This is a genomic window from Vibrio sp. Evd11 (genome assembly GCF_900382755.1).
GTDB classification, from domain to species: domain Bacteria; phylum Pseudomonadota; class Gammaproteobacteria; order Enterobacterales; family Vibrionaceae; genus Vibrio; species Vibrio lentus.
The window spans coordinates 104,182-130,204 of record NZ_OSDX01000007.1; the positions used below are offsets into that span (position 1 = coordinate 104,182).

Here is a 26,023-nt window from a genome sequence, read left to right on the forward strand (position 1 = left end):
TACGTTTAACCTAGCTTGCCGCCGTTAAACGCGTTTTCATTTAAACCGAGACGATAGATGTTTTTTACCCACGCCATTCTACGTTTGATCGTTTCGAATTGATGTTTTGGTGGTGTGATAAGGCCAGATTTCAGCCAACGGCTTGCACCGGATACATAGCAGTTATTTTCAGACCACTTTTGAAGTAACTCTTTATTCGAGAACATGCTGATAAACTCACTTTCTGGTGCGAACGTCCAAGACCGTTCCATTTCTTCGTCCAATTCAATGTCATCTACATTGTTAGTATTCAGACCCTCATAAAACAAATGGCCGAGAGTGCTAGGTTTTAATGCTTCACTTTCAGTGTTTCGCTTGTAGTTTTTGGGAATGTCATATCGAGCGCCATTAAACACTATGTCTACATAAGCTTTTAGTGCCGCGTGTGGTTCTATTTGTATGCCTCTTATCATCCATGAGTAATCAATAAACGCTATATCTTGCGGTTCAAATATAATGAACTCTGGCTTAGTACGTGCCTTACTCGGTTCTAGGTGCAATCCATCGACCACTCGCTGCTTTTCAATTGCAGCTCGTTCTTGCTCCCGAACTTGTATAGTTAGACCTATTCGAAGAATTTCCAAGAGGTAAGCACCAGAATGGCTTGAAGCTCGATAGCGAGTGTAGTTTGAGGGCGTATGAGGGATGTAGCTGCGATTGAAAGCATCGATGTTATTAGCGATCATAAAACGTCGATATTCGCCTAAGATTGCTAGGTGAGGATTTGTTTCATAAAGCCCTTCATCAATATATTCCTTATTTGAAGCAAAGCAGTTCCAGCAGCCATCTCTTGAACCACTACAGCTTGAGCCCTCGTTGATTCCAGCAGAGCACTCGCCACCGTTCAGTTGGTTGTAAAATTGAAGTGTATTATAGAAACCATCGCTTGTTCCCTCTATTACTGAACCCTCGTTTTCTTCGCAATATAGTAAGTAATCCCAAACGTCTGTTTCCGTCCAAGAGTAGATAGGGTAGAGCTTGGTTTGTCCTTTATAAGTTATTAACTCAAACTCGTTAGCACCGACTTTGTTGAGGTTGTTGGCTCTTGATTTTGATTCTTGGTATCTCGACCCTAAAATTCTAACAAATGATAGTCCTAGTTCTTTAGCGATTTTCTCGTATGGGGATAAAGCACGTTTTATTGCGTTGATTTTCCAATCTGAGGCGCACCCATTTCCAGTTCCAAGTCTCACGTCCCACTGTGTAGCATAACCACCTACAATTTTCCCTTGCCATGAAGAGACGACCGACGGCCTTGCAATGACAACTTCCAGTTTAAAGTCATGCTTGTTCGCGTAAGCAGCGAAAGTGTCGATTAACTTTTTAAGGTAGTCATCCTTGATCGGATTCTCGCATCGTGTGTTTGAATAGGCGATCATAAATGGAATGGTTTTAAGCTTAGGATTTTTGCGAACCGCGTTTTTCCAACTAACCAAAGATATAGAAGTGGTAGTTGTCGAGTCTTTCCCTCCCGAAAGAAGAGAAACAGGAATCATGGGAACATTCAGAAACGTCTCGGTAAGATGGTTAGACACACTGCCTATTTTTCTCTTTAAAGCATCTTCTTTTGACTCTTTAGTTACAGCGTTTACCCAATTCATATTCCACCTACTTACTCTTTTTGGTTAGTAGATTTATGCTCTCATGGGTTTGTATTGACGCAAGAGCACTAAAGGGTAATTTAAACCATTGATAATTAAGATGATTCAGGGTGAATCGGAAAGGTTGTTATTCTGGTGGTTAAAGGCTTGAATGACAGTTGGGAGTACGTGGCCAGTTAGATAACTGACCACGTTTAAGGATTAGTATTAAGTATTTGCCATGAAGATCTTCACCGCTTCATCAATTTCAAGTTCATTAAGAACTTGACTGAGGCCGTTTCGAATTTTTACTTGTTCAATGTTCTCTTCTGTCGGTAAACATTTCACTTCATAGATAGCCTTGTCGATAACAAACATTACTTTTCTTTTTAGTTGTCGTTTAAGATCGGTTTTTGCTAAGTAACGGTTGACTAAATGACAGCATAGATTTTCAAAGTCAAAGTTAACGTCGTCTAGGCCAAGCTTTTTGTATTCCGCTCTTTGAGTATCACTTACATACAAATCTTCAACTGTGGCACAGTGATCATCTAGCATTTTCTCAGTGATGGTTTTGTCTGTGATATGAACAAAATCACATCCACCATGCCCCTCATTTCGCACTGTACCAATGCGCTTTGAATTTACATAGATGTTCGCACTAAAACAGTGAGTTTCTTGGCTATTAGCAATTGAAACGCTGATTGATTTAAGTTCAAGGTTCTTAATCATTGCCTTTGTCCTTTGGTAGTGAATATTGGCTTTCACTACCAATTGTAAGGATGAATTTTTCGTCGCAAGTTCGATAACTAAAAGCTGAATGCCATCTGAAAGTCATCTTTAAGATGTAACTCTTCACTATCAATATTGCTTGAATAAGCGGGACTAGCGGGAAGGTTAGGTAGGGGAGTAGTATGGATGCCTGATTCAACAAACTCATTGATGAATGAGTCAACATCAAAGTTAATGTAATCGTCTAAGTAAAGACCTTGGACAGACTTGAACCCTGTTTCGCTCTTAACACATTCCCCTTTTAAAGATATTCCTACCAATGCACCATCCCCGTCGATATGCCACTCTGTTACTGTTACTTTAATTTTCCCAAACCCATTAATATCGACATCACCGCAGAAAAGTTTTTTCATGATTGAATCCTCTTTATTGGTTTATTTATGGCGGTAGCAAATCGTTACCGCCGGTTTAGTTATGTGGGAGTAGGGTAGTTATTTACTAATCTCAATTTGTCTTAGAAGTTTTTCGAGTTGTTTAGACCAGTGCTCGATGAATGTTGAAAACTCGGGGTTCTCACTAGTACATTTTGCAAAGGCAATGATCATTAAATTAAGGCTTTGGAGTGAATGACGAGCTGTTTGGCTTGCGTCGATTTCGCCGTCTGTTCCCATTTGACTAACTTGTTGCATCGGTAGCCAAGTCGTTTTGTAAATAGAATGAGATTTGTTGATTCTGATTAGTATTTGCTTTTCATTAGTTTCAAAGTCTAAGAACGTACCCCCGGTCAGCTCATTGGTTTCCTCTATAACATAAGGTCTAGAAGATTTTCGTTCTAAGTATTCATTGCTATCACTGATACCGACTTCATTTGCTAACGTAAGAAGCTTACTCATTCGATCTGCAATGTTTTCCTTATTTTTAAGGTCTTGATTAGCAACTGAGTTAAACATGTTTTCTAATCGCTCTACGGCCTTCTCTGCTGCTTCAAAATCCACAGCTTCGCTAGCACCGCTCCAACGCTGCTTGAGAGTTTTGCTTGCAATCGGTAGGTATGTTTTAAGAGCTTCGGTGATCTTTAGCTTTAGTTCCGGGTTAGGCTCTACACCACGCTTAATCATTTTCGTTCCAAACGCATCATCAAATTCACCATTAAATTTAATTTCAATGCCAATGAATCTATCTTCGGCTATTGCCGCTCTACCGAAAGCATTGTGATATGAAGAGTACCCAATTTCTCGACCAGATCGTAAGAAGCTAATTCTTCCTTGGTTCTGTTTTAATCGCAGTGCTTTAGCTAGCGCATCGCCGCCCTTACCAGGTGTGCGCGTAATTTCGTTGGGCATTAATGTAATTGTCAGCTTCACTTCTTCGTCACCACGCTTGGCAATAACAAAGTCTTGTGCGAAATACTGTGGTTCATAGTTACGAATACGAGCATGTTCACCGACGTATGCTTTGGTCAGCACTTCATTGTTGTATGACTCTGGTAGCTGCATAGTTGGATCGAAGTGGCGTATTGGATTGCCGCTTAGAGAAATTTCGAATCCTGCGTAGATGAACTTTCTAAACATACGCCCTAGTTCACAGCGTATATCGTTATTTACCGCACTTAGGGTACGTTTTGGAAGCTTATCAAGCTTATCCCAAACAACTACTGTGTTAGCGTCCTCACGAACAAAGAGAGCAACATCTTTCGGTAGTTTCGTAGCAACCGGCTTCTCTATATCAAGAACATCATTGCTGTTCATTACAACGTCTAAGTCGTAGCTAGTAGAGTAGTAATCCCCTTCGCTACCTTTGACACGGCTATAAATGGTAATGCGCTTGCACACGCAGTACGCACTTACTTTTGCTCCTACGCCAAACTTGCCTATCCCTTTATTTTTTAGCCAATTAGTACTTTCACCCATGACCAAATACTTGTGCAGTACGTCTAAATCCATACCGTGTCCATCATCACTGAAGACCAGCTTATTAATGCTCTTGCCAGTTAAGATTTGGTCAATTTGAAAATAATTGGATTCGGCTTGAATTGAGTTATCGATCAGTTCAGAGATAGCTTCTGTAAGTGTGTATCCTGCGCTGCGCTGTGAAATGAGAAAAGTGTTAATGTTGATCGGTAGCATGAGTAAATCCTTAAATGTTTTAGTCAGACGTTTTGCTGACACATTTAGATTTACATGAGTTTTTATCGTCGCAAGGTAGGAAGCCCCTGAGTTTAAGTCAGGGGCAATATTGGTTGAAGCAAGGTTAGAAAAGAGTCGGCTGTTCTACGCTCTCATCGGTAAATCTAGGTAGCGTAATCTTTCCGGCATTAACGGTTTTGCTAGAGCTTGTTTCTTTGGCTTTGCTTAACTTAACATCGACTTTTAAATCAGCGTTTTTTTCAGTTGTATTCGCATGGGCTTGATGATCGTCAGCAACGGTTTCTACACTGGTTGGGCTTTCAACCATTTCAATGAACTCGGCTTCGGTTAGAATCTTTGCACCTTTCTTTAATGCTGACTCGATTTTTTTTGCTCCAACCTTTTCACCCGTGATCAAGTAGTCCGTGCCTTTCACTACACTTTTTTGCACCTCACAGCCTTGTTCTTGTGCCATTTGAGCCATTTTAGAGCGTGGCATTGAGCAAGTACCAGTAAACACGACGTTCTTACCATTTAAAGGTGTCTGAGCGGCTGTGTTGGTTTTAGCTGCGAGTTTATCTTTTGTATGTACGATAACGGAACCAAACTGAACTAATAAGAAGGGTAGCAACGGGTTGGTAGCAAGAGCTTTTGTGATTGATTTGCTTATAGTCGCACCGAATCCATGTATTGCTTCAATTTCCTTAGAAGTTACGTTTTGGATTTCATCGATAGAATAGTGCTTAAATAGCTTTTTACCTGCACTACGACCGAGGCTACTGATACCGAGAGAAGCAATTAACTGGTAATCGTCAATCGGCTCTGCTAAGACACGCTTTAGTTCTTTTAAAAGATTACTTGCTTGTCCTTCACCAAGACCACAACTTACAAAATCTGTCTTTTTCATCTGGTAAATGGACTGAACAGAATTGAAGCCATGGTTGACCAGTTTGGACACTGTTTTCTTACCGAACAACTGTGCTTTAACAAGTTCGAAATGGTGTATGATCGTTGATTGGTTCTTACCTACACAATCGTCGTTAACGCAAAACCAATTAGCCTCTTTTTTGGTGACACGCTTTGTTTTTCCATTTACTGACTCGTTCACTTGTACATCACGCTTTTCAATCTCACCGCCACAATGAGGGCAGCAAGTAGGTAGGTTCAAGTCGTCAGTTCCCAAAATAACGCTTTGTATAGCTGGTATAACTTCTCCTGCTTTTATTACTGATACTGTCGCGCCGACTCCAATCTTGTTTTCAATAAGTTTGCCTACATAATGCCCCGTCATTTTCGACACTAACGAGCCATCTATCATGACGGGCTCAATATGAATTAGAGGCGTAAGAACAGACGTTCGACCGATTGGGTAGGTTATGTCCGTAACGGTTGATAGGACGCCTTCTGAACGTTGCTTTTTCGCTATTTGCCAAAGGTTATGTTGCGAATTTGAACCTAAGTATTCACGTACTTTTTGATCCGCTGATTCAAATACAACGCCATCGAACGGGTATTCAGATTCGCTTCTTAGTTTATTTTCGATTTCATTGTAGTTTGAAGAAAAGTCTTCAATTCCGACCTCTACGCTTGGCATATCTTTGTACAGTACGAGTTCGACAGCTCCATCTGCGAGTATCTTTTCAGACTCTTCATTTAGATTTTTTGCTGTGACAATGCCTGATACAACAGAACGAGGGTGCGACATGTGGCTTAGGTGCTCATCAAAGTAGCTTTGTTTCATTACTATTTCACCGACGCCATCAGAGCCGGAGTCGCCCTTGATAACTAAGCCGCTATCGAGTAAGGACGTAATCACGCGACCAATAGAACCATCACCTCTTGTTGCGAGTAATGGAGTCGTAATATAGCGACATGCGACGCCATCTAGTTTGATAGTAGAGCGAATCTTTGGATTGGTGATGCCAACAGCTAACGCCGCTTTACGGATACGCTCTAACCACTTTTCGACTTCATCACTTGAATATGATTTCTCGGTACTAAGCATTGGGGTAGGGTGTGTGTATTTCTCACCAACAACTTCTTCGGGTTCAACGGTGTTCAGGAAAGGGTGCTTTGGGTCTTTTCTCTTCAACTCTTCAACAAGAAGGTCATATTCATCATCTGAAATACTAGGATTTCCGCTACGGTACTCTGCGTTTAGCTGCTCTAGTTTTTGTGCCAGTTCATTGATAGACATATAGATTTCCTTTTGGAGTTGGTTACTCATCTATACTGTCATTGGCTTTTATCGACGCAAGTTTTGATAGTTGTCCTTTAGCCTTTGTCATGGTTCGTCGGTAACTTTGTAAGATACTTTTATGATTAATAGATTGCTCATTTGCACAATTAATCCACAAAATCTGTGGATAAAAATTAACCCGCGTTATTGTGATTTATCTAAGCTGTTGATCACCTGAACTTGCTCTAAATTATTTTCATCTAATGCTTCGTCACTAACGTAACCAATAGCTGTCTTATCCGACGCCACCGCTTTTAATACTTGCTCGTAATCAGTAGCAAACAATCTACCAAGGGTTCGTCCGGCTTTGATTTGTTTCGCCCAATCAGACTGTAACTCGCTATTACTTTTCCCGGTAACTACTGAATGGAAGTTGTTTCTTCCCTCTGTGCCCTCGTCTAAATCGACTACTGTAATGGTTTCGCCGCTGTCTAGCGTAGTTTGCTGTGCAACGAAAATGCGGCGTATGTCATCGAGTGAAAGACCAACGAACTGTTCGCCCTCAGTGTTTGCTATAACTACAATTCCAGCTGTAGCATTGAAACTACTCAACAACAGTAATATTGAAAGAATCATTTTCATTAATTTGTCCTGAAACATGTTGGTCGTGGTAAAATTAAAAAAACGGTAAACGATATAATTTAGTTTATGCCCTTTGCAGATAGGTGCATAAAGAAGGCGCGATAAGCCTTATCGCTCTTCCGGCTGTAGCGGCGGCTAGATAAGTATCGTTATAAAGAATGGAATAAACCTACATGTCTGATTTCAAAGACAATCTATTGAACGCGGTAAACTCTATGAAAAATAACACTAAGGATTTTGGAACTAGGTCTGGAAACCTTGTATGTCCAAGTTGTCGTGCTGAATTTAAGTCAAACAAAGAAAATACGGTTTCGATCCCGGCGCCTAAAGGTTCTGGTGGTTGTAAAGCTCGAACCACATGTCCTAAGTGTGGCTATGAGGGATGTTCGTATAGGGATAAACCTAGCCCCGAACGAACTCCCTTCTCGTTTTAATGTAACTGCCTGTTAAAGTTGGTCGAGTGTTTCAATGTTTTCGAAGTTTAGAAATGACTCGGCCATCCACTCTTCATAATGGTATCGATTCGATATTTCCCCACTAAATAACTGACCCTTATCACCAACTAAAAACTTGTTATGTGTATGGCCAACAACGATGTATTGCTTGGTTTTTTGAATTTGGAATACTGCTGCTAAAGCGATAACGGCTGTGACTTCTTTACCTACATATTGACTAGCTTCACTTGGTTCTGCATCTACCCACAACGTCGGACTTGCATAGATATTGCTTTGAGAACCTTTAAATATCGCATCCACCAGCTCTACGTTAGATTTCTTATCTTGAGTAAAGTATTCCCCGTCATTACCGGGAAGGTAGTATTCGCGCCCCGCACGTAAGTTGTAGAACCCACGTTTATATTTGTCTGCTGAGTTAGCACTATCTACGTTGTCAGGGTTGCTTAACTCAGCGATAGCAACGGTTTTAAGGGCGATTTGACTCCAGGTGGCGCGGTTCATTGTATTGGAATGGTCTTTTGCCCAAAGCTTGTCACTTAAAATAACCGATAAGCTGTAATCTTGCTCTGTTCCCAAATTATCTAGTTGAAGATCTGTTAGTGGAACAATAAACGCTCTCAAATCGCCGTCATACATCGTTTCTGTCAGAGTTATAGGGAATTTCACATATACCGGCTTTCCGGCTAACTGCGCTTGCTGTAGCGCGATAGAACCAAATACTTGATTCTGGTATTCGATTTGACCTGTTGTGAAATCACGTTCTAAATTGATTTTCGAGTGGGTATCTAAAACGCGCTCTACGTTAGTCTTGTTTAGGTTCGATGCGTTGATCGCTGCTGATTGTTGAAGTTCACTATCAGTCGTTATTGATTGGCATCCAGTTGTTACCAATGCGGTAACAGCGAAAGTAATTAGCTTGTTAATCATAGGGATTCCTTTCTAAGTTCTTCTTAAAATTAACTTACTTTTAAGTTACCACGGGATTTATTGTTCGAAAGTTAGATCGCGATTTGAAACCGCTCTAAAGAGAGCGGCTTAAATCTTCGGAGCTTAGTAAATCATTGGGCGTTCAGTTAAGTGAGCGTAAAGCGATGAAAGCTTTTCAGACTTTGCTTTGTTTCGCTTTTTAGTTGGCTTGTCGTTGCGTGATTGAGCTTCGGTTTCACGTTCTATCGCTTTAGTATGCTCTTTAGCCACCTCTACAAAGTCAGGGTCGCTCAAGGCTTTCTTGCGTAGTTCGTTAATGCGCTCAAGTGTTGTTTGTATAGAAGAAGACATAAATCACCTCAAAAATATACTTACAACCTGCATCCTAAGTTTAGGAAACTATTGGCTAATTTCTATTGCAGGTTTCTTTATTCACTTAAATTTCATCACGACTTTTACGCCTCGCAAGTATTGTTAATGAAGCTCCCAATTTCTTACGGTGTAGCTCTTTGTAAAACCCATATCTTTCAGCTCTTCTTCAATGAGCCCTCTTGCAATTGACTCCCCGCCGAAACGTGCATTGAGTAGTGTATTAGGAATAGATATTTCGACCTGTAGTCGTTGACCATTTAACCGAGTCTTTGCCGTCACTATCGCTTCTGTCATTTCCATTTCGATACCTCGCCTTGTTAGATACCTGAATTTCATCATAGAAATTGTAACTCGCAACTTGGAAACACCGGGGCTGACGTTTGTATGAAGTGCACTTGTAAAAAAACCGTCAGCAGGACGGTTTTTAGGGAAGGTTTACTTTTATCCTGAAACTAAGCGTTACGTTTTTGGTGCGCAGTGCCCGTTGATTTGCTCGGCTTGGCTTTACTCTCGTTTGAGATCGTGTGATGTATGGAAGTAAATTGACTGTGAAAAAACAGTTTTGTCTTAACCGCTATCACCGCGAGTGAATCGGTGTATTTCTTTATGTGTAACGACAAACTCTTATATCGATAATCAGTTCGATACTTTTTTAGCATAAAAAAGTTAAGTGCGATGATTCCAAACAAGATAAGAGCGAGTCCAAACCCCATAGACTTAACAGCAAGGTCTAGTGCTTGTCTGTATCCCGGCCCCGAATCCGCACCACCAAAAATCTGAATTAAGGTGTGTAACTCCAAAAAGACTTGGTATGCATTGTAGTAAAGCCAAAGCAAAGAAATAGTGCCAATTCCTTTAGTTATAAGCATTGGTAATCCGATGTAACAAGCAATAGCACCAAGCGTCATTAGAGCGACAATTGGTGACCCATAGTAGTCAATTGCTGATATGGATTTTTGCACCCCAAACATATCGAAACTGAATGCGGGGATGAATGAGCCAAGAACAATAATGCCAAATGCCAGTGTTCCAGTTAGATTCAGGATTTTTTTATATGATCCTTTATAGTAAGCCTTATCCATGTCTTGAAATTCCTTTGTGTTGAATACGCCCTGATAAGAGCTATTTCATGTTCGGTATTGGATCGTTAGTAACGATTATGAGACTGATTGTATTTAGTTTATGCCCATCAAATGTGTACTAAAAAAGTGGTAAAGTTTTTCCACGCCGACCGATAGAAGCCCCGCGTAACGATATTGAGTGAGTTGGGTCTTTACGGTTTATATCTGCCCAAATGTGGACAGTTAATTCTCCACCATTGTTCTCAATGACTATTGGGTATCCTTCGGTATCGCCTGTTCCTTTTACCCCATACCCGTTTGCATAGATCTTTACACTTCCATTCTCTTGCTGTGTTGCAATGGAAACATCAATAGTCGAATCCGCACCCATAACATCAGCCATGCTTGATTCGAAACCATCTTTTGGTTCGGTAGCAGCGATTACATAGAAGTTATCAATATGGCGACCTATTTTCTTACTAGAACCGTCGCGGTCAACGGCTACCCACCAGCCATTTTTGGATTCTTCGAGTGTAAAAGTTTCGCCTTGGTGCAAACCCGCCTCGTTATCTTCTTTTAAGACGACAACATGGGCACCAACCTTGGGAAGAATATGGTGCTTAATTGAATCCAAAATATAATGATGAGCGTTGCCCCAACTTCTTGAATCAATCGAGGTAAGAGAGAAGTTGTAAGTAAGGTTATTACGATTGACCTTAATCATTCTCAGACCAACCTTAAACTCACCACTTTGGGTCATATCCCCCTGATTAGCTGCAAGTTCTAAGACTTGTGACTGTACATACTGACTACCCTCCGTATATAGGGTTAAATCTTTTGTGTTCATATTAGGTCCATACGTTTTTGTTTAACGATTGAAGTACTTATCTCGGTTATTTTCAGCGATGTCACCACCTAACTCGTCTAGCAATTTAAAGATCTGTTGGAGCTTGTCTTTTTCATCTTTGGTCGTAACGTCGCACTGGTTTAGGATTAGTCGAGCAGATTTAAGGTGACCTACAGTGTTAATTTTTTCAAAGTCGCGATCTGAAATTCCGGTGCGCTTTAAAACAGTACGTTCCTCAAATTCAAATTCGCCATCTTTCAAGTGACTGTACATAGCGTGCTGCTCTTCATTGGCGATAGAGAGGTACGCTTTGATGTGATGAAGATGCACATCACATAGGTCTGCCGCTTGTTGTTGAGAGGTGGCACGTACAAATACCAAACGTGAAGGCTTGGTGCGATGATCGGTGAATCGATATAGTTTTGTCTTGCGAGGCATAACCTGTCCTTAAATCTTGTTGTAATTTTTGATTCTGAATATCACGAAAGTTAATCAGTAATTTGTGAAAAGTAGTATTGGCCAATACAAAGAAGGAATAGATCGAACGCTTCTGAGTAGTGCATTTCGTTGCCATTGTGATCTTTGTAACCCCCACTTACTTCATCGAGTACAAACCACTTCTCATCATCAAACTCATCGAGAACGCCATACAAATGCTCATTACTTTCTTCAAATAGCTTACCGTTATCACCGACCTCTACCATTTGGCTAACGTACTTGTTGTAAGGGCGGTTAATTAAGTCGTTTACAGATTTGAATGACCCTACTACGTCCCAATAAACCCCTTCACATTCGACTACATACATTCTTGTTTCGCCGTGCTTGTTTAAAAGGGCGTGAATAGTTGGCTCATAACCGGAGTGCGCCAGATAATCGCTAATACCGGTTGCAAGAAGAAAACTATTGTCTAGAAAGTTCCACCAATCGTATGAAAATGATTCGGTGAATTTTGTTTTCACTTCTACACCTGTTTGTAACGTTAGGTTTTTTGGGAGTGCCTTTGCTTTTTCATAAAAATGAGTCATGAAGTCGTTAGCGGAAATATCAAATGAAAATTCTAAAGTCATGGTGCACTCCAAATTGAGTTGTTTATGTGGCGTCAAAGTCAGCTTGAACTAGTTTCTTGAAGGTCGAGCCCATTCATCAAAGCCAATGACCCGCTCAGGGTTCTCTAGGGCGTTAAGCACTTGATTCTCTAAAGACTTCACATGCTTAATTTCAGCGTCTTTGATACCAAACTCCATTAAGTACATGTCTACAGCTTTCTCCCCATCTACGATGTTTCTTTCAATGCAGTGCAAAGCTAGTGAAGAGACAGGTTCGGTAAGTCCGTCGATTGATACCGGCTTTTCAAATGAAGCGGTGTATATGTCCAGATAAAACCCTTCGCAGATTTGGAATGTGTTCATGATTAGGTTCCTCATTTAATTGGCTTACCTCTAAGTTACACCGGGCGTAACCCTCCGCAAGTTAAGCTATGTAGCATTGGCCATTTGTAAAATGAGCTGCTTGACCAGCGCCATCCCATTCATTTCCGGTTGCAACGATAATGAAATTGTCATGGATGAAGGGGATATAAGTAATGCGCTTACCGATCGCGGTTACTTCTTCATTCACAGCGACAATGTTTCCGAAGATATAGGCATGGACATTTCGAGTGCGTTCGCGTCTAGCTCTTTCCTGAGATTTTTTTGAAAGCTTGATCATGTTTCCGTTATCAACGTTAACGAGTGATATTGCTTTGAAGTGACCGACAACTTTCCCTTTAAACATGCCTTCTACGGCCTTCACAGACCAAAGGCCATTATTGAGGTTTCGATACACAAGAACCTTTGCACCAGCTTCTATGTGACGCTCTTTATAACCTGAACTAAAAATCATACGCACCTCGAAATTGAAAACATTTGCTTAAAATCTACGACTATAAAGTGCTCTCGCAAGTCAATTCCTACGGTTGCGCGGTTAGGTTTAAGGGTTAATTTGGTTTGGTTAGATACGAATTAAAGAGAGGAAAGTATGCTCAGAGCGGGAGAGATTTCAGTAGACCATTTCGCAGGCGGTGGCGGCGCATCTACAGGCATGGAGATCGGTACAAACCGTCCAGTGGATATAGCTATAAATCATGATGAAATAGCGATTGAATTGCATAAGAAGAATCACCCTGATACGGAGCACTACCATAGTGATATTTGGGAAGTAGACCCTGTAGAAGCGACAAGAGGGCGACCTATTGGTGCTTTGTGGGCTTCTCCTGATTGTCGTCATTTCTCCATTGCTAAGGGTAATAAGCCAGTTGAACGCAAGATTAGAGGATTAGCTTGGGTTGTCGTCCGTTGGGCTGCTTTAGTTCCAGTTAGAACTTTTTTTATTGAAAACGTTGCTGAGTTTTCCACTTGGGGCCCAATCATTGAATATGAAAAGGGAAAATTCAAACCCGATCCAGAGCGAAAAGGTGAAACGTTTGATGCATTCATTAAAGTATTAACTACGGGACTAGAAGCCTCAAATCCGGCATGGCCGGAAATTAAGGAAGCTCTAGGCGATGAATTTCCATTTGAAAAGCTAGAGAGAGGTTTAGGATACGACCTCGATTATCGAACTTTGAGGGCTTGTGACTATGGCACTCCAACTATTCGTAAGCGCTTGTTTATCGTAGGCAGAAACGATGGTGAACCGATCCGTTGGCCTAAAGCGTCACACGGTGGTCCAGGTTCTAATTTATTGCCTTACAGAACTGCCGCTGACATTATCGACTGGTCTATCCCTTGCCGTTCAATATTCAATCGTAAGAAACCTCTAGCCGAAAAAACCATGCTTCGTATAGCCAAGGGACTAGAAAAGTTCATATTGAACAGCGATTCCCCCTTTACGATTAATTCTGACAAAGTAGCCCCTTTTATTACGGAACACGCAAATGGCTCTAGTCAGAGAAACATGGCCATCAATGAGCCATTAAGAACGATCTGCGCTCAAGTCAAAGGTGGTCACTTCGCTGTGGTTGAAGCGTACTTGAGAGAATATTTAGAGGGAGACGCTTGCCCAACTAAACCGTTCGCATCGGATATAAGTGTTGATGAGAGCGTGAATATCCAAGCAAGTGATACGTTATACACTTCGCACATGATAAAGATGAGAGGTACAAATCTTGGTCATGAAACTGACTCACCAGTACACACAATCACTAGCGGCGGGAACCATATTGGTGAAGTCCGAGCCTTTCTTGTTAAGTACTACGGAAATAGTGAAACCGGAGAATCGATAAATAGCCCAATTGGTACAGTGACAACTAGAGACAGATTTGGACTTGTTGTTGTCAAAGGCGTGAAATATCAGATAGTTGACATAGGTATGCGAATGCTTGATCCTGCTGAATTATTCAGGGCTCAAGGTTTTCCCGCTGATTATCATTTTACGCACGATGGCGCCGGGAATAAATTGACTAAAGCAGCAATGGTTAGCAAATGCGGTAATTCAGTTTGCCCTCCATTAGCTGCAGCCATTTTACGAGCCAACTTTGATTACCAAAGTTTACCAATGGTCGCTTAAAGGAAGAACGACGATGGAAATATATGAAGCAAGGGATATTTATTTCTCGGCTGCGATAAAAGCCCTTGAAAGCTATGTAGATGATCCAACTTCAATCACAGTGGTTCGAGCGTCTAAGGTTCGCCAATTTATATTTAACGAAATGATTGACCCGCCAACGTTGTACGTGACGACACATAAAAATGAAGAAAATATGCGTTTGTATTTACCTTTTACGCAACAGACAAAAGCCAATTACAATTGCCCAAAACCACACGCAGACTTTACGAAATTGCTAGTAGATCTCAAGGGTGAATGGAACAAGAACATTTTGAAAAAGTTTGGAGAATCGGCATTTACGGATAAAAACGGATTGATGGATGTAACTTTAGCCTTTGATCGTTCCTTAGTAAAACGAGCTATTAACGGTAGAAATATAAAGGGCCTTGAGCCAGCTCAAGATAAATTTGCACTTCAACTATTCTTTCATCATTTGTCTAATTACATGGTTGTTCGCTATTCGTGGGATGATACACATGATATGGCAAGAATACCGAACCCCTTAGCTTATAACTTGTTTACTAAGTGCCTCTGTTGGTTCAAAGAATTATCTTTAAATATTCGCCATAAGAAGGCACTACGGGCACTACGAAAACAACGCCAGAGTGTCGATAACTCGCGCCTTGGGTAATCAGTTAAGTGTAAGGAATAGGCATGAAACCAGTAACTAAGTACAGTGCGGAAACCCTTTACTTCAATGCTTTGAAAAGTGCTCTTGATAAGTACATAGCCAAACCAAGTTCGATCAAGCTTCATCGAGAGAGTAGCGGCAAAGTCAATTTCCAATCTCACAACATTTTATCGAGTACTCCGGTAATGTTTCTTAGGGATTATGGTAAGAGCGTTGAAATTACCCTATTACTATCGTTCACACCGAATGACCAAAATGAATACTTGATCAACCCGAACTGCCCAAAGTTTCAAGACCATATTTTTAATGCTCGGCAGGATTGGGATAACGACTTGAAAGCAATATTTGCTCCTTGTCTTATGACTAATATTGGAAACAAGCCCTTTGTGGCCCTGAAATTTGAAAAGGCACAGTTTGACAAAGCCTTCGATACTCTTCGAATAGTCGAAGATGAAGTAAAAGAAAATGAGTTCTTTAAAAAGGCGATGATATTCTTTGTTGTTAAGTACTTAAAGAGAGCACAACCTTGGGTTAACTTTAAGACCTACGATAAGTTGGAGAACCCGCTTGCTTACAACTGGCGAAGAAGATTTCATTGGTATTTAGTCGATAGAAAAGTAAAGAAAAAAATCAAAGAAGAAAAAATTAGGGCACAAAAAAGGGCGAATAAACGCAACTATAAGTAGTCCAACAACGTAAAAGGCCAATGGATAACCATTGGCCTTTTTCTTTATTAAGATATTGTTATCAAATGCGATTCAGGCTGAATTACAGGCCGTTATGAGTAGGTGTTAGCAAATCTTTTCTTAAATTACTGAGTCGTAAGTGTCGGTTGGGTAAATTTTACAAGTTGCAGACGTTCAAAATCAGCAAGTCTTACCCAATTTTCAAGGTCGATGATACCGTTTGAATCAACTCGATGTTTTAATTGGTTGATCTCTTTCCAAGGTTTATGCACGGGGTGTATGTACTCGATACCGTCTTTACGGGTTAGATGTAGCTTATAAACAGTATCGATTATCTCTCGGCCATCTTCACTTTTACCTCCGTACTGCTCAAAGCTGACAATAGAAACATACACTTCACAGACGTTAATCTTCGTTGACTCCATTCCCTCTCCCACATAACCACATCACTTCTAGTACATAGTTTATGCAGTTTCAGTTCCCATCAGAACTTTTTGCAAACACCAGCTGCAGTGATAGCCAATATTGAAAAATAGAGGATAAACATTCCCAAAAACTCCATGCCAAAATATTCTTTGGCGATGAAAGTCGGGGCGAGTAACGTTGGGTTAATCAAGCTGCACATGAGAAAGGCACTTAACAGAAATTCGAATGCTAAAACTAGTTTAAGGAATATTCTAAGTTTCATAGTCATTCCACTATTTAGAGTGTGTTTTTTTTGAAAACGGAAGCGCCGTTTTTATCAATAACGGTGTATCCAACTGATCGAACACGTTCCATTTCTATCTGTGTTTCAGTGTCATAACCTTCTAGGCGGTCGAACTCGACGGTGAACCCCTTTTCTCTTAATGACCTCACAGCTTTACCGACTAACTTGTGATCTTCTAGTACTCTATATCGTTGCCACATTAGAGAGCAAAAGAACCCAAGAACGCCGATGAGTAATGTGTACACTGCCCTTTCAATATCCATGATCCACTTATCCTTACATTATTGTTTTTCTAACTTTTCAGCCATTGCATATAATTTTGCGGCTACTTTCTTATTTTCTTGCTCCATGATTTCTGCTTCCTTCTCGGTCAAACCGATCTCAACAGGTTCAGCACCACCACTAAAGTAGTCATCAATCATGCTAGCCGCAGTAGTGAGAGACATGATACGGAGTTTTCTTCGAGTGTCACCTAGAGCCATATGGTTTCCTAAGCTATTGCTATTGAGGTTAATTCGCCAAAAACGAGCCCATATATTCAATGTATGGGCTTCTGTGAGTGCTTACAGGTTTTTTAAGTAAGTACTTATGGATTCAATGAGAACGCTCTTTTTAGGCATAACAGCGAAGCCCAAGTTGCTTTTACGCATAGACTCAAACACAAATTGTTGAGCGGAAAATTCAATCAGGTCGAATAAACTACTTTCTTGCCAATCGGCTCCATCGTTTTGTTCATGCTTTTCAACTGCAGCAAAGATGGTGACTGAGTATTCGTAAATTTCTATTACAAACGCATCTTCACCAAGCCCAAAGAAATCACCCGTATTACTGCCCATGGATTCAATCTTGCTCAACAGTTTTTGAACAAAGTAAAAATGGTACATAGCTATAACTTGTTGCATTATTTTGTCTCCTTTAGCTTTTGTAGGGTAACCATTAGGTCTGTTTCAAAATCGCCCCCCGTCTTGCTTCCATCGGAATGATAAACGTTGAGTAGTTCCGCTTTCTTCGATTTGGGATCAATTGTGACTCGCTTAATATTTCCGTAGCCAACAACATCAACATCTAGGTAGCCATTTTCGGTACTAACGAGTTTGATACCGGCCTTTTCTGAAATGATGTTATTTACAGTGTCTAGAACGCTCAGATCAAGAGTGATTGACTCTTTGATTTGGGCTTCGTATTGGGGAAGTGTTGAGGTACAACACACCATTTCCAGCAGTGACATTACAAGGCGTTGGTACTCACTTGGATTCCACCCAAATTTTTCAGACCAGACATTACTACTTGCCTTCGTATCGCCATAGATCGCAATTAGTGGCGTCGAATTTTCATTAAGATTAAGTTGTTGTTTGATGAATTGAGAGACTTTGATTGGTGAGCTGCGACCTTCTTCTGTTGCGAAGATGTATTTCTTATTAACAGATAATGATTCAAGTATTTTCGAGTACATACGATATTCCTAACTAAGCTGGTTTATATCTAAGATACCCCGCAGTTTTTACCCGGCAAGCCAAACAAAAGGCGACATCAAGTGCCGCCTAACTTATCGGTGTAACCGTTTATGAGTTTATTTAGCTTTAACAACTAGCGTAAGACCTTCCGTAAAGCTATATCCATAGCCGTAACCATAGCTACCTTTGTGAGCGTGGATTTTCTTACCGTTACCCTCGGAATAGACGTAGTCATAATCACCACTAATGATCGGAGTGACTGATACAACCTCATAACCTTCACTATTTTGCTCTTCTACCGCTTTTCTTAGATCATCAGTGAGACGAACTGCGTCTACTTGTGAGTCAGATTCACCAACTATTTCAGAATCGGTAACAGTCTTAGTGACAGCCTTTTCTTTACCAAAGAACGTTTTCTTAACCTCTCCGGTTTCAACTGTTTTTTTAACTGGCTTAGTAATTGGTAGGCCGTAAGCCGGGATGAAAATTACCCTATTGTGACTCATTGAAGGACTTCCTTATATTGTTCATAAGTAATGACAGCTGTTTCCCAATCGTCGGCAACGACTTCCTGACCATTGATTAAGTAATAACTTTGACTAACTTGATGTTTGATTCCAATATGAGGCAAGAGCCCGGTAGCCTTTGAAGCGCCATTTCGTGCTTCTACAACATACGTAGTTTGTAAGTCCCACCAGATAATTTCACCGTCACTTTCCTGTGTGCAGCATGTCGCGGCTAAAGGCCACTTGAAACCACCAATAAACATTAACTCTAAGAGTGATTTATCAGTTTTGGGTACTACGGTTTCATCCAGATTAATAACGATTTGATTCATTTTCATTTCCCTTGATTTGATGTCCACCAGCTGCCTGAACACTCATACTTTTTGAATGTGAATGATGGATGTTTGATGGATAACTTTTTCAATGAAGTTTGATTCTTCCTCAGAAATAATTTCTGATACCTCAACTTCCGAAAAATGAATTTTGTTTTCGTCACTAACGTCCGTGTCCTCGGAATGCTGCATATCCGTTCCTTTTCATATCGAGTTATTATTTAGATTATGCCCTTCCACACCCCTTTAGAGGTGGTTACTTAAACTTGCGGCGATACGTTTCCATGAGAATCTATATGTATGAGTTAAGTGATTGAAAGGTATGAATTATGAATGCGGAATGGCAAGAGAATTTAGTTAATTCGGTAAGCAATAGAATTTGTGGTTCGTATGAATTGCCGACCTTCCCAGGTCGAAAGGTATTCTATGTAGTTCCGATGTCGGGCGGTTTGGATAGCTTTTGTGTTGCTTACACTTTGCTTGCTTTGTACGGCGACTCAGTGCCGTTTTCATTCGTGCATTGCGACACCGGGGTGGAAGCAGACGGTACGGAAGATGCCTTAGATTTGTTCGAAAAGAATACGGGTAAGAAAATCATCAAGATAGCGCACAAAGATGACATGCTGACCATGATTGAAAAATCGGGAAATTTCTTACCTTCGCAGCGTCAGCGCAGCTGTACCCAAATGATGAAGACTCTCCCAATTAAACGCTTCTTTGAGCAGTTAAAGTTGATTCACGGTGACGAAGCTTTGTTTTGTCAGTTCGTAGGTATTCGTGCAGATGAACCTAAGCGAAAAGGCATTGAATGGACCGAAGATTACATAGTAAGTGATTACCCTCTTCAAAAACTTGGCCTTGTTAAATCTGATATTAACCAAATCGTTAAAGACGTAGCAGAGATACCAAGCTTTTATAATCAGAAATCAAGAAGTGGCTGTACTCTTTGTATCTTTAGTCGCCGTAGTGAAGTGATTGATGCATGGAGTAAGTCGCCAGATATTCTTGACCGTGCAGCAAAAATGGAAGGTCTAAATACCACTGTCTTAGAGCTTTATAATGCTTTACCTACTACGGTATCGAAACTTACTGGATATGCCCGTAACTGGCTTTCCTATTATCGCCCGTCAGACCTAATCAACTCTGCATACATGGGGTTTGAAGCGAAACGAGGCAAGAACAAAGTTCGTGATGATGTTCTTGACCTGTTCGGCGCAAGCGATAGTAAAAAACTGTATGTTGCAGTTGAGTATGAGTATGAGAATCGCAGTGAACTAATGATGGCTGTAGGCATGAGTCCTGAACCAATGATTTATTTCGAACGAGTGATCACCTATTCAACGTCATTAGGTGGCCTTAAAACAGCTCTAAAACACTTTTGGTTACATAGGCTTATGACGAAAGAAATGCATGGCCAAGACGAAGATGGAATAAGTCGTCAGCGCCAGATTCAGATCATTGAAATGGAGGTAAATGATTTTGAAAATGAGATACCACCGAAGCCAGATGACGGTGCATACACTTGGCAGAATGACCAGAAGCCTTTGTACGCGATACGTAAGACTGTAGCGGTTATTGAGAGGATTTTATTAACGGAGGGTATTAGACAGCTAGCGCGCTCTAATGACAGCTATACTCGCCGCCAGTACGCCGATGCGCTGAGTAAAATTGAGTTAGAGAAAGACTATGGGCGCATCTTATCTTCTATGCGTTATGAGAAACCAAATTTCCAAGATTTGACCAATGATGCTGATATTGCCGATGCCCCGGTAGCTTGTATGTCATGTGCACGATAAATTTGGTTTAAGCATGGCTCACGGCTTAGACCTACTCACTAAACTACAACAGGACGCGATATGTACCGAAGCAACCAAAGTCTGAAAGAGAGATACTACTGGCTAAACAACAATTGGGTTTGTTTTCCTGCCAAGCTGCAAATTCAAATGACGAAGGAAATGCGTGAAATCAAAGTTGAATTGACTAAGCGCACCATATCTATAAGCCAATAGACTCAAAGTAGAAAACTCATAAAACTATAAGAACGTGCTTTCCTACAATAAAAAACGCTGATCGTAAGATCAGCGTTTGTTTCGTTAAATGTCCTTGTAATAGACCCTTTCGAGTCGCGCCAACTTATAGTTTCGGTGGCTTCCTTCTACTAATCTTCTCTTGGGGCCCAATTAGCAGCATATAAAATGCCAATGCTAGGGGAATCATTACGATCAATAAGAGCATCATACGAAAAGCTTCAAACAGAGTGTAATCCATATCAATTGACTCCTACAGACTTTGCAAAGCGCAAAACAGTGATGATGTGGTTCATCAATTCCGCAGTATTTGACATGTTTACTTCTAGCTTGTGCTCTTTCTTCAAAAAGATGGAATACCATTGGCCAATAAACGGGTGTAGGGCGATGTAGAGCTTCAACTCTGTCCAGTTGGTGCCATTGATAGCCTTACCGTCTTCTAAGCTTTCTACCTTCGATTTAACTAGTTCATATAAGGTTCGAGCAGCTTCATAGTCAGTGACCGTAGAAACAATCTCACCTCTCAGAATTTTATTTACAAGTGTATTAGACATTTGTGTATCTCCTTTTAAAGACCTTTTCAGGTACGTGCCATGTATGGCGTTAACTGTGGGCCGACCCTTACGACTAAGGGCGTCACTTTATCGGCAGTGACGATTTGCTTGAGTAAGCAATATGATCACTATAGTTACTGCTTTGTTTTTGTTCAATTACTTTTGTTTTTCTAGAGTAAAAAAAAACACTAGCCAAATGGCCAGTGTTTTCGTACCGCGATTAAACGGTAATCAGGTAAGTAGCCTTCAAGCGGCCAGCGTCGAAACGCAGCTGGCTATTGGGTATCCACTTACTGAGTGCATCGAGCATACTTTTGGCCCCGGAGTTAAAAGGGACGGAAGATGCTTTTGCTAGAACTCCAAGAATTTGAATTTCCTCACCAGATTTGGTCAGTAGTAATCCAAATTCAGTCCAATCTTCAATATCTGCATTAGAGTGGTTTTCAAAGGCTACTCTAATGGTATTTTCAACTGAACTAAGCTCCATTATCAATTGTTGAAGAGTAAAGGACTTCATACCTATTTCCATTTTAAGGTCCTGTCGGATCGTGCTTCACAGTTACTTGCCGTGTTGCTTCTTCTCAATTCGACGCTTGTAACGGCGATCCAAATACTCATCTAGTAAGTAACAGCTAAAGAGTAATGAAGCGACAACGATGTAAATGGTTTTATCGGATGCGTATTCCATAGTAATTTTCCTTTTTAGTAGACCCTTTCGGGTTCTGAGTTAGTGATCCGCAACTCCACGATTGGAGCGTCACTTGAGCGGTAGTGACGTTTTGCTACGAGAGCAAAATCTTATCGGTAAGACCGAGTAGACGAAAAGAGGTCAATTTAGAGTTTGAAGGTTGTATTTCATCGTAAGAAATCATTCTCAACTCTAATTCATTGCTTTCATTTGTAATGGCCACTTTACGTTTTGTTTGTTCTAGGGAAACGATTTGAACATTTCCATACTGGTCTTCAAGCAAGACTTTTAGCAAAGCCTTTACATATTCGTCGCATAGATCCTTTCCAAGCTCAGATTCAATGACTTTTCCGATGTTGGTTTTTACAATGCGTGGGTTCTTAGCTTTATGAATACTGTGTTCGTTTGTAATAGACATATTGGTAGCCTCCATTTATAGACCTTTTCAGGTACATGCCAAGGGTGGCGTAGGTAGTGGGCCGAACCTTACTTTCTAAGGTGTCACTTAATCGGCGGTGACGTTTTGCTGAGTTAGCAATAGCTTTAACATGGCATTTGGTTGAAAACTAATCAAGACTAAGCCGCTACAGAAAAGAACTGTTCTACATCATTTTTATGAAAAGCGAACTCTTCACCTTGAGAGTCGCTGATGAACAAAATTCCACCCAGCTCTTTAGTTACAATATATAGATCCCCTTCACGATATGAATCTGAAAGGTTTAGACCAAAATAAAAAATACGTGGCGTTGTACATTCGACTCTTCGATTTACTTTTATTGTCATCCTAGCTCCCCATTGGTTTTAATGTATCTGGCTGCTCTACGGCGATACCTAATTTCCATTCGTAATTCATTGTAAGTGGTTATTTTGTCTACGCAGCCTCCCCCAACTGTTCAGGTCTGGTTTGTCGGTCAATTAACTCTTCGCGTATCGAATCCATATCACCTACAGACTCTCCCGATTCATCGGTCATTATTGGTAACCTTAATTTGTAGAGGAACTGACGGTTAATAAAGGCAATAGCTTGACCTTTTGGAAGCGACATTATTGTTTCCGGTGAAATTAAAGGTTCATGAGCTTCAACACCAACTGTTGCTTGCGTTCGCGTTCCAAAGAACGAGTCACCACCACTTTTTTCTTCATCGTCAAAAGAAGCCTTTGGTGTAACGGCCCCACCGTCAGTAACAGCCCCTTGAACATCGAGGCCGAGCAAATCGGAACTGCCGATTTGGTTTGTGAGGATTTCCGCCGTTTCTTTGTTGGCAACACGCATCATCCAAATTGAGTTAAAGTTACCTAGTACGATTTCTGCTAACGCTTTATCTCCTAGTTTACCCTCAACGTCTTGTCCTACTTGAGTAAACGCCATCACCCGCACACCCGCCGAGCCACTTCTATTAAGTAGGGGTATGAACTCTTCCCCAATTAGCGCTTGAAATTCATCGCAATATAACCAGATCGGAGTTATATCTTGGGTTGTACCACCTGGTATACCTTTGTTTGTACCGTAGTTGTTAATCTCACCTGCCTTTGCCACTAAATCAGCGAAGAACGTGTTACCTACAGCACTAGCAACGACTTCATCTTGCATACTAGAGAATCCCGCGTAAAAAATACCTTTACGCTGAATTATCTTGTCCCAAGAGAATGTACGTCGTGGATCTTTTAAGTTGTCAAAGTTCGGTGAAATGACTTCTGCTAATTTGCCCGACGTTAACTTGGTTAGTAATGGGATCAATGAAGCCGTTAGTTTGGATATGTACGCTGAATCTGACCTCATGGTTGAACGTAAACCTTCAAACTGTTGATTGATGAGTTTAGGGTTACGCTCGTAGAAATCCGTTGTTAACTTGTCAGTAACGATTGTTTTGTATTCACGACCTTTTAATGAACCTACTTTTAATTTCTCTTCTACTAACTCGCCTTTTGCGTTTCTCTTGAATTTAGGCTTCTCAATATCTTTGAGCTCTTCTTTCCAAGTAGGGTTATCACGCTTCATTAAGTAACGTCCGTAGCGGTTGAATAGCCCTTCTAAGTCTTCAATATTCGCTTTCATGGTTTTGAATGTTGGACGTTCCCCCATATCAAGTAACGCTGCAGATACGTAGGTCATAAAGTTGAATGCAAAATCTTTGAACACTTGGCCGTCACCGCCGCCGGACATTTGATTAGCAATTCGACCAGCTATCGCAGTCAAACGACTAAAACTACTTATTGAGTTGTACCGCGCTGAGATCTCCGGCTCACCGAGTAAGAAACAATAAAAATCTTCTTCTCTTCCTAATCGCTTGGCTTCTGACCACATGATACCTAGTAGTTCAAGGTCGCCTTTAGGGTCGAACACGCCCGAAACACCATCTTTACGCATGATGGATTGTGTTACTTGGTTTCGTAGCATTACTGTTTTGCCTACACGCGATTGGCCTAAAACAATAGTATGGCCAACCATGTCATCTAATTTTATAAAGATGTCTGTTTCCTCCGCGTAACCAACACCATGAGTAACCGGAGTGCCGCCGACGGGAGGGAGGGGTCTAAAAGGGTTTTTGATCGTAAAAGCCCAAAGAAGAGTGAGGCTTTGCTTTTTAGATGTCTTGGCAATTCGGTATAGCCAGTTATCTTTAGTTGTTGTAATCCCTCTCTGTGCTTTAACTTCCATTTGTTGTTCATTCAATCTTAGCCATTTAAACACCTTGCCTCGCTCGTAGTGCTTTTTAAGGTGTGTCTTCTTGGCGTCCCAGACTCTTTGCGCGTGAACGGAAGTAAAATTGAACCCTTTTCCTATCCATTGGAGATCATTCGTCCACTTTAATTCTGTTGGGGTGATAAAGAACGCTTCAAGCATATTGAGGCTCTGTTTGTACTTACGAATAAATAAGAGCGACTTGATACGCGGGTAAAGCATTCCTATTCCAAGCCAAGTTAGGCCAACTTGCCAAAAAAAACTAAAACCCAAAATATCCGAGTACAGCCAGATTATCGGTGTCATTATTGTTACGTAAATAATCGTCCTAAATTCATATTCCGGGCGAAGCCAGCCGTCTAACTCTCTTTCTGTACTCATTACTGTAGCGCCCCTTCCGATGTCAAAAGGATTGGGTATGTACTAACACCTAGCACTTGAAGGAACTGTTTAGCATCCATTGGTTGGTACATGAGATCCGGTGCGAACGATGTTATGGCTTGTAAGTCAGTTAGGTTTTTTACTTCCGTGATGACGACTGCAGCTTTTAATCGACGTATGACGCCAAGGTTTGTTTTGAACCAAGCTAATGAGTATTCGTCTGAGCCAATTACCGCCATTGGCTGTATTAGCGCGTTTCTTGCTTCTTCGCTTAAATTGATTTTACGACTAGGTAATTTTGTAGGCTTCATTCCCGTTTGTACCGGGAATACAGTTCTCAAAACTTGCGCATCCAATTGCTCTTTGGTCATTGCACCTTCTTTGTATTTCTCTTGAGCTATGTACTCTTCGATCTCGCGTTTACGGTTTTCACCTGTAATTTGACGGTCTATATCAATGACTGCATGAATATCCTTTGAATTTGCATTGTTCTGCATAAGGACTTGCATTTTTGGGTCACCATACTCAGACGAATTGGCTAAGACATTGGTTATGCTGCTTTGAAAGAGCCTATTTATTTTGACGGTTTCCATTTTAACTGCGCGTTCGAGTTCAGCGTCGCTTACCGGGGAACGGTTGTATGATGGATTCTGCTCTACGTTGTCACCGGGTTTATTATTTCCTTGTGTAACTTTTGTTCCCGTTACCACCGTATTTTTAATTACAGTTGCACCAGCTCCTAAAGAGAAACCAAGAGTAAAAATCAATCCAATTGAAAGGATCTTGAATTTATCTAACAAAACTACTTCCATATATACCTCAAATCTCTT

At 40.9% G+C, this 26,023-nt stretch carries 33 protein-coding genes; 4 read left to right on the forward strand and 29 right to left on the reverse strand.

What is annotated here, in order from left to right:
- Positions 1-5: 5 nt before the first annotated feature.
- From ED652_RS04795 to ED652_RS04865, 15 genes are all read right to left on the reverse strand, one after another.
- A complete protein-coding gene (locus ED652_RS04795; RefSeq protein ID WP_122053681.1) occupies positions 6-1,640 on the reverse strand; it encodes a phosphoadenosine phosphosulfate reductase family protein in 1,635 nt (544 codons plus the stop codon).
- A 207-nt stretch (positions 1,641-1,847) separates the two neighbouring features.
- Positions 1,848-2,348 carry a hypothetical protein gene (locus tag ED652_RS04800; RefSeq protein WP_122053682.1) on the reverse strand — a complete coding sequence of 167 codons (501 nt, stop codon included), beginning with the start codon at positions 2,346-2,348 and terminating at the stop codon, positions 1,848-1,850.
- Between the two features lie 77 nt (positions 2,349-2,425).
- Positions 2,426-2,761: a hypothetical protein gene (locus tag ED652_RS04805; protein ID WP_122053683.1), complete on the reverse strand. Its 336-nt coding sequence runs from the start codon at positions 2,759-2,761 to the stop codon at positions 2,426-2,428.
- Positions 2,762-2,839: 78 nt separating this feature from the next.
- A complete protein-coding gene (locus ED652_RS04810) occupies positions 2,840-4,474 on the reverse strand; it encodes an ATP-binding protein (protein WP_122053684.1) in 1,635 nt (544 codons plus the stop codon).
- Positions 4,475-4,598: 124 nt separating this feature from the next.
- Positions 4,599-6,671 (reverse strand): BRCT domain-containing protein, encoded by a 2,073-nt coding sequence (locus tag ED652_RS04815; protein WP_162929913.1) that lies wholly within the window; start codon positions 6,669-6,671, stop codon positions 4,599-4,601.
- Positions 6,672-6,857: 186 nt separating this feature from the next.
- Entirely contained in the window at positions 6,858-7,295 is a 438-nt protein-coding gene (locus tag ED652_RS04820; protein ID WP_122053686.1) for a hypothetical protein, read from the reverse strand.
- 446 nt (positions 7,296-7,741) lie between these two features.
- Positions 7,742-8,677, reverse strand: coding sequence for a hypothetical protein (locus ED652_RS04825; RefSeq protein ID WP_122053687.1), 936 nt, complete (start codon positions 8,675-8,677; stop codon positions 7,742-7,744).
- Between the two features lie 123 nt (positions 8,678-8,800).
- Positions 8,801-9,028, reverse strand: a complete 228-nt coding sequence (locus ED652_RS04830; protein WP_122053688.1) for a hypothetical protein — start codon at positions 9,026-9,028, stop codon at positions 8,801-8,803.
- A 123-nt stretch (positions 9,029-9,151) separates the two neighbouring features.
- Positions 9,152-9,349 (reverse strand): hypothetical protein, encoded by a 198-nt coding sequence (locus ED652_RS04835; protein WP_122053689.1) that lies wholly within the window; start codon positions 9,347-9,349, stop codon positions 9,152-9,154.
- 152 nt (positions 9,350-9,501) lie between these two features.
- Entirely contained in the window at positions 9,502-10,131 is a 630-nt protein-coding gene (locus ED652_RS04840) for a hypothetical protein (RefSeq protein ID WP_122053690.1), read from the reverse strand.
- Between the two features lie 118 nt (positions 10,132-10,249).
- A complete protein-coding gene (locus ED652_RS04845; RefSeq protein ID WP_122053691.1) occupies positions 10,250-10,957 on the reverse strand; it encodes a hypothetical protein in 708 nt (235 codons plus the stop codon).
- Between the two features lie 21 nt (positions 10,958-10,978).
- Positions 10,979-11,395, reverse strand: a complete 417-nt coding sequence (locus ED652_RS04850) for a hypothetical protein (RefSeq protein ID WP_122053692.1) — start codon at positions 11,393-11,395, stop codon at positions 10,979-10,981.
- A gap of 50 nt (positions 11,396-11,445) precedes the next feature.
- Complete coding sequence (locus tag ED652_RS04855) at positions 11,446-12,024, reverse strand: hypothetical protein (RefSeq protein ID WP_122053693.1); 579 nt, start codon at positions 12,022-12,024, stop codon at positions 11,446-11,448.
- Positions 12,025-12,072: 48 nt separating this feature from the next.
- Positions 12,073-12,366, reverse strand: a complete 294-nt coding sequence (locus ED652_RS04860) for a hypothetical protein (protein ID WP_122053694.1) — start codon at positions 12,364-12,366, stop codon at positions 12,073-12,075.
- Positions 12,367-12,427: 61 nt separating this feature from the next.
- Positions 12,428-12,838: a hypothetical protein gene (locus ED652_RS04865; protein WP_122053695.1), complete on the reverse strand. Its 411-nt coding sequence runs from the start codon at positions 12,836-12,838 to the stop codon at positions 12,428-12,430.
- A 135-nt stretch (positions 12,839-12,973) separates the two neighbouring features.
- Here ED652_RS04865 and ED652_RS04870 point away from each other — a divergent pair, with 135 nt between their 5' ends.
- From ED652_RS04870 to ED652_RS04880, 3 genes are read left to right on the forward strand one after another with little or no spacing between them, the layout of a single operon-like run.
- Entirely contained in the window at positions 12,974-14,503 is a 1,530-nt protein-coding gene (locus tag ED652_RS04870; RefSeq protein WP_122053696.1) for a DNA cytosine methyltransferase, read from the forward strand.
- Between the two features lie 13 nt (positions 14,504-14,516).
- The gene (locus ED652_RS04875; RefSeq protein ID WP_122053697.1) at positions 14,517-15,173 is read left to right on the forward strand and encodes a hypothetical protein; all 657 of its coding nucleotides are present in this window, start codon (positions 14,517-14,519) and stop codon (positions 15,171-15,173) included.
- A gap of 23 nt (positions 15,174-15,196) precedes the next feature.
- A complete protein-coding gene (locus ED652_RS04880) occupies positions 15,197-15,859 on the forward strand; it encodes a hypothetical protein (protein ID WP_122053698.1) in 663 nt (220 codons plus the stop codon).
- A 125-nt stretch (positions 15,860-15,984) separates the two neighbouring features.
- Here the strand turns inward: ED652_RS04880 and ED652_RS04885 are convergent, their stop codons facing one another.
- From ED652_RS04885 to ED652_RS04920, 7 genes are all read right to left on the reverse strand, one after another.
- Complete coding sequence (locus ED652_RS04885) at positions 15,985-16,284, reverse strand: hypothetical protein (protein WP_122053699.1); 300 nt, start codon at positions 16,282-16,284, stop codon at positions 15,985-15,987.
- Positions 16,285-16,561: 277 nt separating this feature from the next.
- A complete protein-coding gene (locus ED652_RS04895) occupies positions 16,562-16,831 on the reverse strand; it encodes a hypothetical protein (RefSeq protein WP_122053701.1) in 270 nt (89 codons plus the stop codon).
- 18 nt (positions 16,832-16,849) lie between these two features.
- The gene (locus tag ED652_RS04900) at positions 16,850-17,050 is read right to left on the reverse strand and encodes a hypothetical protein (RefSeq protein ID WP_122053702.1); all 201 of its coding nucleotides are present in this window, start codon (positions 17,048-17,050) and stop codon (positions 16,850-16,852) included.
- 81 nt (positions 17,051-17,131) lie between these two features.
- Positions 17,132-17,470 (reverse strand): hypothetical protein, encoded by a 339-nt coding sequence (locus ED652_RS04905; RefSeq protein ID WP_122053703.1) that lies wholly within the window; start codon positions 17,468-17,470, stop codon positions 17,132-17,134.
- Positions 17,470-18,021 carry a hypothetical protein gene (locus ED652_RS04910; RefSeq protein ID WP_122053704.1) on the reverse strand — a complete coding sequence of 184 codons (552 nt, stop codon included), beginning with the start codon at positions 18,019-18,021 and terminating at the stop codon, positions 17,470-17,472. Before ED652_RS04910 ends, ED652_RS04905 begins: the two co-directional genes overlap by 1 nt.
- A 117-nt stretch (positions 18,022-18,138) precedes the next feature.
- Entirely contained in the window at positions 18,139-18,528 is a 390-nt protein-coding gene (locus ED652_RS04915; protein ID WP_122053705.1) for a hypothetical protein, read from the reverse strand.
- Positions 18,525-18,860: a hypothetical protein gene (locus ED652_RS04920; protein ID WP_122053706.1), complete on the reverse strand. Its 336-nt coding sequence runs from the start codon at positions 18,858-18,860 to the stop codon at positions 18,525-18,527. The genes ED652_RS04915 and ED652_RS04920 overlap by 4 nt, the downstream gene beginning before the upstream one ends.
- A gap of 329 nt (positions 18,861-19,189) precedes the next feature.
- On the opposite strand from ED652_RS04920, the gene ED652_RS04925 reads away from it, so the two are divergent.
- The gene (locus ED652_RS04925; RefSeq protein WP_122053707.1) at positions 19,190-20,656 is read left to right on the forward strand and encodes a phosphoadenosine phosphosulfate reductase family protein; all 1,467 of its coding nucleotides are present in this window, start codon (positions 19,190-19,192) and stop codon (positions 20,654-20,656) included.
- 473 nt (positions 20,657-21,129) lie between these two features.
- Here the strand turns inward: ED652_RS04925 and ED652_RS04930 are convergent, their stop codons facing one another.
- From ED652_RS04930 to ED652_RS04955, 7 genes are all read right to left on the reverse strand, one after another.
- Entirely contained in the window at positions 21,130-21,441 is a 312-nt protein-coding gene (locus ED652_RS04930; protein ID WP_122053708.1) for a hypothetical protein, read from the reverse strand.
- A 220-nt stretch (positions 21,442-21,661) separates the two neighbouring features.
- Positions 21,662-21,970 (reverse strand): hypothetical protein, encoded by a 309-nt coding sequence (locus ED652_RS04935; protein ID WP_162929914.1) that lies wholly within the window; start codon positions 21,968-21,970, stop codon positions 21,662-21,664.
- Positions 21,971-22,000: 30 nt separating this feature from the next.
- Positions 22,001-22,129 carry a hypothetical protein gene (locus ED652_RS24090; protein ID WP_301951204.1) on the reverse strand — a complete coding sequence of 43 codons (129 nt, stop codon included), beginning with the start codon at positions 22,127-22,129 and terminating at the stop codon, positions 22,001-22,003.
- Positions 22,130-22,223: 94 nt separating this feature from the next.
- On the reverse strand, positions 22,224-22,547 hold the full coding sequence (locus ED652_RS04940) for a hypothetical protein (protein ID WP_122053710.1): 324 nt from the start codon (positions 22,545-22,547) through the stop codon (positions 22,224-22,226).
- 158 nt (positions 22,548-22,705) lie between these two features.
- Complete coding sequence (locus ED652_RS04945) at positions 22,706-22,912, reverse strand: hypothetical protein (protein WP_122053711.1); 207 nt, start codon at positions 22,910-22,912, stop codon at positions 22,706-22,708.
- Between the two features lie 88 nt (positions 22,913-23,000).
- Positions 23,001-25,193 carry a conjugative transfer system coupling protein TraD gene (gene traD / locus ED652_RS04950; RefSeq protein ID WP_122053712.1) on the reverse strand — a complete coding sequence of 731 codons (2,193 nt, stop codon included), beginning with the start codon at positions 25,191-25,193 and terminating at the stop codon, positions 23,001-23,003.
- Positions 25,193-26,005: a PFL_4695 family integrating conjugative element protein gene (locus ED652_RS04955; protein ID WP_122053713.1), complete on the reverse strand. Its 813-nt coding sequence runs from the start codon at positions 26,003-26,005 to the stop codon at positions 25,193-25,195. Before ED652_RS04955 ends, traD begins: the two co-directional genes overlap by 1 nt.
- Positions 26,006-26,023: the final 18 nt, after the last annotated feature.